The sequence below is a fragment of the Acidiphilium sp. PM genome (assembly GCF_000219295.1).
Taxonomy (GTDB): domain Bacteria; phylum Pseudomonadota; class Alphaproteobacteria; order Acetobacterales; family Acetobacteraceae; genus Acidiphilium; species Acidiphilium multivorum.
In genome coordinates this window covers 1-6,790 of sequence record NZ_AFPR01000003.1, presented here as the reverse complement: position 1 = coordinate 6,790, position 6,790 = coordinate 1, and the positions used below count along the sequence as shown (strand labels likewise).

General features: G+C 57.6%; 6 protein-coding genes and 1 pseudogene. 5 read left to right on the top strand and 2 right to left on the bottom strand.

What is annotated here, in order from left to right:
• Positions 1-739, top strand: a pseudogene (locus tag APM_RS21185) (hypothetical protein); the annotation flags it as partial.
• A 93-nt stretch (positions 740-832) separates the two neighbouring features.
• Here APM_RS21185 and APM_RS00055 read toward each other — a convergent pair.
• A complete protein-coding gene (locus APM_RS00055; protein ID WP_007421308.1) occupies positions 833-1,594 on the bottom strand; it encodes a flagellar hook assembly protein FlgD in 762 nt (253 codons plus the stop codon).
• Between the two features lie 48 nt (positions 1,595-1,642).
• Positions 1,643-2,182, bottom strand: coding sequence for a flagellar hook-length control protein FliK (locus APM_RS22460; RefSeq protein WP_240314235.1), 540 nt, complete (start codon positions 2,180-2,182; stop codon positions 1,643-1,645).
• An 814-nt stretch (positions 2,183-2,996) separates the two neighbouring features.
• On the opposite strand from APM_RS22460, the gene APM_RS22455 reads away from it, so the two are divergent.
• The 4 genes from APM_RS22455 to APM_RS22345 all read left to right on the top strand — a co-directional run.
• Entirely contained in the window at positions 2,997-3,452 is a 456-nt protein-coding gene (locus APM_RS22455) for a hypothetical protein (RefSeq protein WP_231844451.1), read from the top strand.
• A gap of 132 nt (positions 3,453-3,584) precedes the next feature.
• Complete coding sequence (gene flgE / locus APM_RS00045; RefSeq protein ID WP_007421306.1) at positions 3,585-4,862, top strand: flagellar hook protein FlgE; 1,278 nt, start codon at positions 3,585-3,587, stop codon at positions 4,860-4,862.
• A 42-nt stretch (positions 4,863-4,904) separates the two neighbouring features.
• On the top strand, positions 4,905-6,362 hold the full coding sequence (gene flgK / locus APM_RS20005) for a flagellar hook-associated protein FlgK (protein ID WP_007421305.1): 1,458 nt from the start codon (positions 4,905-4,907) through the stop codon (positions 6,360-6,362).
• Positions 6,359-6,790, top strand: a 432-nt coding sequence (locus APM_RS22345) for a hypothetical protein (RefSeq protein ID WP_371259402.1), incomplete at its 3' end; no start/stop codon positions are given. The genes flgK and APM_RS22345, both read left to right, overlap by 4 nt.

The following is a 6,790-nucleotide window of genomic DNA, read 5'->3' as shown; positions in this document are numbered from 1 at the left end:
TATGCAGTTGACCGCGCAGGCCTGGTATTATGATTTCTATCAGTACGCGCAGATGGTTTATGGCCAGCTTGATGTCGTGCAGCCCCTAGGCAACGGTCAGGCCATCTTTGGTGCTGTCCAGGCCCTGACGGAAGGCAATTCCGCTGGAAATTCTAACAATATCGCCGCTCTGACAAATAACAATGTTGGTAGCGTCAATGCACACATCTATGGTGCAAAATTGGGGTATTCCTTTGGCGATGGCAGCATCGCGCTGGTTGGCGACTATGCGCCGACGGAGTACAATTCGTTCCATCATGGCGGTGTTGTACACCCGTACAATGATAATACCGGCACTTCCTTTACAGATACCATGCAAACCGGCATCGCGAATCTGGGGCCAGGCTATGCATATGGTGTGACGACGAGCTACGCTTTCCTCAACAAGAAGCTGAAGGTTAACGTGTCATATATCCGCTACCTTGCCCGCTTTGGGTTCGGCGGCGATGCGGCGAATTATAATTACGGTGGAGCGTACGGATTCAACAACGGCCAAAATGGCCTCTCAACTCAGTTTATCCCGAACCAGCAACTTTGGGCACTTGATGCCAGCGCATCGTATGATCTCTCATCGGTGCTGAAAGGGCTGTCGGTCGCCGAGGACACCGATATCGCGCAAGCGGAAAACCGGGCTGGCTATACGCAATACAATCATAATCCCTATTTCAGCAGCCGCTTCTATCTCGAATATAACTTCTGAGACAGTCGGCCACTAAAAATGCGCGCCCTGGCATTGCTCCCGGGCGCGCTTCTTTTTGTGCGTCGATCCTCAGCCGTAAGCGCCGGCCGACCGTTACTTTGTGACGTTGGTAACCGCGGTGAAAGGTACCGAAACGCCGCCCATCTGGAGAGAGACGCTGTTCGACCCGCTGGTGACACCGGTCGCGGTTCCGGTGACCGTGAACGGCAGGGTCGTCGTGCTGCCATTCGCGCCTCCTTCGACCACCGCAACCTTGTAGGCACCGTCCGGCACCGTAGTGCCGCTTGCATCCTTGCCATTCCAGGTCCAGGAATTGCTGCCGGCTGTCGCGTTCATCGACGTATCGAGAATCTGTTGCCCCGCACCGTTATACACCGCGATGGCGACCGGCCCCGAAGTCGGCGCGGTGAAATTGAGCGTCCCGGTTCCGTTCTGCAGCGGCAACTGGCTCGATGTAGCGGTCACCTTGCTTCCCAGCATCGAACTCGCCTGGGTCAGGTCGCCGGCCTGGGTCAGCTGCAATAGCTGGGTCAGGCTCTGGTTCGTGCTGATCTGCTGTTCGACCTGAGAGAACTGTACGAGTTCCGAGGTGAACTGGCTTGAACTCATCGGACTGGTTGGATCCTGGTTCTGCAACTGGGTCGTGAGCATGGTCAGGAAGTCATTGTAGTTCGACGACAGGGCGCCGAGCGCGCTCGTCGTGGAATTGCCACTCGTGCCGGATGTGCTGCTCGTGCCAGACGCACCACTCGTACCGCTTGATGACGTCGACGAGCCGATGCCTGCAGCGGCGGCATTCGCGGCTGCCGTGAGCTGACTCTGCTGATAGGCAACTGATGCGACGCTGCTGGTCATGAAGATCTCCTTTTGGATTGAATTCGGCGCTGCAAATGAAGATTTGGGTCAGGCCACGACGTTCACGCCGAAGCGACGCAACGTCACGGCCGGAACGGATGATACCGTGTCCACGGCTGATGCAATGCCTGCTGCGGCAGCGGGACTCCGTACGTAGACGGGCAACCGGCCACTTCCCTCGCTACCCGATGAACCACCGTTAGGCCCGCCTCCGGCAAGGGAGAAGCCACCACCAAATCCGTTCGCACCGGCGCCAACGCTAGCCTGATGCGAACCAGAAGCGTCTGCGTGCGGCGCAATCAGGTCGAACGTAACTGTTCGATGGGTGTCCGGCAGACCGGCCTGCGTCAGGACCTGATTTAGAGTATTTCGATCGTTCTGCAGTTGCTGGAGGGTGTCAGCATGCGATGCGCCGATCGCAACAGTCAAACTCCCATCAGCATGGCGGTCGATCTGAAGCGTCACGGTTCCGATGGCAGGGGGCGCCAAAGCGATGGTGAGACGTGTGCCTGGCGTCGCGCTTGAGCTGCCCTGAGGCGGCTGGATCTGGCTGACGCCGACCAACGCGGCCGCGATCTGTCCGGACACGGAATTCGAAGAGGCGCTACTGGCCGCACCATTCGTCTCCCCTCCCCCTGGAAGTGCCGGAACTGCAGATGACGAGATACTCACCACTGGAGCCGGTCCTGCCGACGACATTGCCGGTTGAACCTGTCTTGCAACCGTCGAATTGGCTGATGTCGCAGATATCCGTGTCTCGGCACTCGCATGAGCGGTCGCGGATGATGACGGACCGGCAGCAGCCGTGTGGTGGGCCTGCCCGCCTGCCGCCGATTGGAGACGGCCGATGGCCTCACGGGCCAGGGAGTCGATTGTTGAATGGGGGACGCCCGAGGTCGTGCTTCCTGAAGATGCCGCCAGTTGAGACGACGACCCGGTAGTGGCTGACCCGGGCGAGCCTGCGGAACCCTCAACAGGGACCGACTGTGCCTTGGCGTCGGTAGCCGGTGTCACTTGCCTCGCCAAACCGGGCACCACGGGCGCATGAGAGTCAGACTGTGGAGCAATATCGGCGACCTGATGCGAAGACAATGCTTGGACGGCCAACGCGGCGGAGGCCTGAGCCGATAGGCCTGCCGATACGGGCGTTGGCTGCGAGGTCTGCACAGCCTGCGCCTGCTGCGCCTGGCCCGAAGAGGGCGCCGCGTTGGCCCGGGCAAGATCATGATGGCCGCTCTTATTCGGCGCCTTGCCGTGTTCCGTGGCGACTGGAGCCATGCCCCGCGCATTGGCATAAGCAGCGCCCGGCGGTGATGCCGTCCGATCGCGCATCAGGGCGGCGGATGACGTTCCATTGCCGTTGCCATGATGAGCATGTGGATCGGACGCAGATTTCGCGTCCGTGGTCGAGCTTGGTGACTGGGACGCATTTCCCGCCGCGTGCTGGGACGATGATGCCGATGCGCCGGCGAGAGCCGCGCTAAACGAGCCTGAAGCGGCCTTACCGGCACCGCAATCCGCACTCCCCTGCCCCGCGCTTATGGTGCGAGTACCTGAAACACTCGCGGGCCCGGACGAATCCGACGTCGGCACGGCGCTTGTCGACGCCGGCGCTGCAGTTCCGCATCCTGAAGTCGCGCCGGCGGCTGCGCTCGCAGTCGACGTAGCCGGCACGGCGGAAATGGCGGTTCCAATGCTCATGCCGCCCCACATGCAAGATATCGGCCAAACAAAAATACGCGACGAAAGGCGGCTGGCGCTGCATTCTCGGAGGCAAGCCGGCAAAATTTGCAGGGCTATATCCATGAAACCCGGCCGATTCTGCCGGGTAGGCAATTTCAACTATGGGACCGAATGACTGCAAAACTCAGTTCCCACACTTGGCACGCTTCGTGCAGGACGGTCAGCGAACGGATGCAGCCCGTTGCGGCACAAGACATGTGCGATAGTGCCACGGGCAAGCCCCCAACCCTATGGAGCTGAGGACAGGATGTCGATTTTCGGTGCTTTGGATACTTCGGTCAGCGGCCTTCAGGCCCAATCCAGCGCGTTCACCAATATCAGTGATAACATCGCGAACTCCCAGACCATCGGCTACAAGGGCGTTAATACTCACTTCACCAACTACCTTGTTCAGAGTACGGCCTCCAATAATGGACCTGATTCCGTTGTTGCCAATCCCGAATACACAAATACGGTCGAGGGGACGATAACGCAGTCGAGCAATCCGCTCTCTCTGGCAATAAACGGCAATGGATACTTCAACGTCAGTCTCCCCGGTCCGACCACAACCACGGCTGGAAAGACAACGCAGACATTCGACGCTCAGCAATATTACACTCGCGCAGGCGATTTTACCCTGAATTCATCCGGATACCTTGTAAACGGCGCCGGCGCCTATCTTGACGGGTGGTCCGTCAACCCGACGACAGGCACCGTCAACACTTCGTCGCTCGCACCGATCCAGGTTTCGCAGGGGGCGTCTCCGCCGGTTCCGACCTCCAATGTTACACTTTCGGCCACGTTGCCAACCACACCGAGTTCGACCCCCGTCACCACTCAGGTTGATGTCTACGACTCGCTTGGCAACATGCAGCCACTCAACCTAAGCTGGTCTCCGGTCACTGGTTCGGCAAATACGTGGACACTGAACGTCTCCTCACCGAACGCGACACCCTCGACGGTGGGTTCCGCAACTATGGCTTTCAATACGAACGGAACGCTGAGTTCGATCACAGCGGGCACTGGGACAACGCCCGCTGCTGCCGGGCAACTACAGATCTCGCCGAGCTATAATGGCAGCGCGCAACCCATCACGCTGGATTTTGGAGCCCCCGGGAGCACCGCCGGCCTCACCCAATACGCCGGCACGAGTCTGAATCTCCAGGGCGTAAGCCAGAATGGCTCACCTTCCGGTGCATTCAGCAACCTGTCGATCGACACACAAGGCAATATCACCGCAAACTATACAAACGGCTTCTCCAAACAGATTGCCCAGATTCCCCTCGCCTCCTTCGCGTCACCCGACGCGCTGCAAAACAAGAGCGGACAGATCGAGACGGCCACCCAAGCCTCCGGAGCCGCGACAATCAATGCAGTAGGTGGCAGCGGAGGCGCTCTGGTCACCGGCTCCGTCGAGAACTCAAACGTCGACATCGCCACACAGTTTACCGATCTAATCAACGCCCAACAGGCATATACGGCAAATACCAAGGTCGTCACCGCTGCACAGCAGATCCTCACGACCACTGTGAATATGGTTCAGTAACAATTTACCCTTCCGTAATTTTTTCACGGGATCATACAACGCATGAGTGTTGGCACGGGACTCGCGATCGCAAGCAGCGGCCTAAGTGCGATCGATCAGCAATTGGCCGTAGTTTCGCAAAACATTGCGAACGCGAATACGTCCGGCTATTCAGTTGAAACCGCAAATCTGTCCGCCGCGACAGCGGGCGGCCAAGGTTCCGGCGTGATCAGCGCGCCGGCGACCCGTCAGGTCAACACCAGCATACAGACACAGGTCAACAACTCGATCGCTCAGCAATCATATCAAGCCGTCATATCAACGACACTATCGGGCATTGATCAGGTAATGGGCACGCCAGGTCAAGGCAACGACCTGCCAAGCCTGCTCGCCAATGTCCAGTCTGGCTTCCAGACCTTGATGACCGACCCATCGAATGTCGTACAGCAGAACACGGTCGTAAGTGCAGCAAAGACACTGACGGGGCAGATCAACTCAATTGCCAGTACCTTGCAATCGGCTGGCCAATCTGCGGCAAGTACGATTACAGCGGATATCAAGAAACTGAATTCGACTCTCGGCACGATTGGGTCGCTGAATGCGCAGATCGTCAATCTTGCGCAGCAGAACAAAAGTACAGCCGACCTAGCAAATCAGCGTGACGCAGCCATCCAAACTATCGCATCGCTCACCGGCGCCAAAGCACTTACGCAGACGAACGGCTCCATAGCCCTGTTCACGGCGAACGGAATACAATTGCCACTTAATGGGTCATCACCGATCACGGCAACCACCACAACAAATAACACGTCGTATTCGATTGGCGGAACCCCAGTTACTTTTGGCGGCGAGTTGGGCGGCGCGCAGCAACTTATTAACGCCACACTCCCACAAATCCAAGCTGGACTAGATTCATTCTCACAGGCATTGTCGAGTCGGTTCGCTGGAGCAGGCCTCAGCTTGTTTACAGACCCTATTGGCAATGTGCCAACGGCCGCAACAAAAGGTCTTTCTGCGGTAATTACAGTAAATCCGGCAGTCATTTCAAATCCCGCCCTGGTCCGAGATGGTAATGTTACCGTCACGAACGCCTCCGGAACGCCAATTCCACCGAATCCTGCCGGTGGCCCTGCTGGCTACACGGCATTGATCCAAAATGTACTGAACTCCGCGTTCGGCACAACCACAGTGGGTGGGAGCGCTCAACCTCCTGCAATCACTGCTTACACCGACGCAACCGGCACCGTGTCCCTTCCCTACTCCGGGTCTGGGTCGCTGTCGGCAATCGCGACCAACTTCACGGCAAATGAAGCCTCGATAAGCAGCGCTGCTCAGACCCAGGTTTCAAATGTCGGCAACTTGGTTACCGCACTCAAGGCTCAAGCCTCCTCAACCAGTGGCGTCAATATCGACCAACAGATGAGTCTTCTTGTCACACTACAAAACGCATACGCCGCAAACGCAAAGACAGTGACGATTGCACAGCAAATGTGGCAAGCCGTCCAAGCGATGGTCCAATGAGCACATCAATTGCCAGCCTATCCACTGGCAACTTCGGTCTAATCCAGCAACTGGCAGCAGATTCGAGCATAACTAGTCAGAAACTGGCGCAACTAACCATACAATCGCAGACCGGATATGTCGCAACGACGTATGCTGGTCTCGAAACTGCTCAGCCCGGATCCGCCGGCCAAACGCTCATCTTAAACTCGTCAATCGCCACGCTTAACAATACAATTTCAAACTTGAAAGTTGCACAGGGCCAGATGGGCGTGCAACAGAATGCAATACAGACGATCAGCGATATTGCATCCAAAGCGTTAACGCAGTTCGAAGGTGTCAACTCCCTAAGTGGGAGCGCATTGAGTACGGCAGCAGCCACAGCGCGTAGCGCGGTCACGCAGATCGCTAGCCTTCTCAATAGTCAGGATGGAACTCGATACATCTTC

Coding starts and splice junctions, on each gene's coding strand:
- flgE (WP_007421306.1), top strand. CDS start 3,585: ATGTCGATTTTCGGTGCTTTGGATACTTCGGTCAGCGGCCTTCAGGCC.
- APM_RS00055 (WP_007421308.1), bottom strand. CDS start 1,594: ATGACCAGCAGCGTCGCATCAGTTGCCTATCAGCAGAGTCAGCTCACG.
- flgK (WP_007421305.1), top strand. CDS start 4,905: ATGAGTGTTGGCACGGGACTCGCGATCGCAAGCAGCGGCCTAAGTGCG.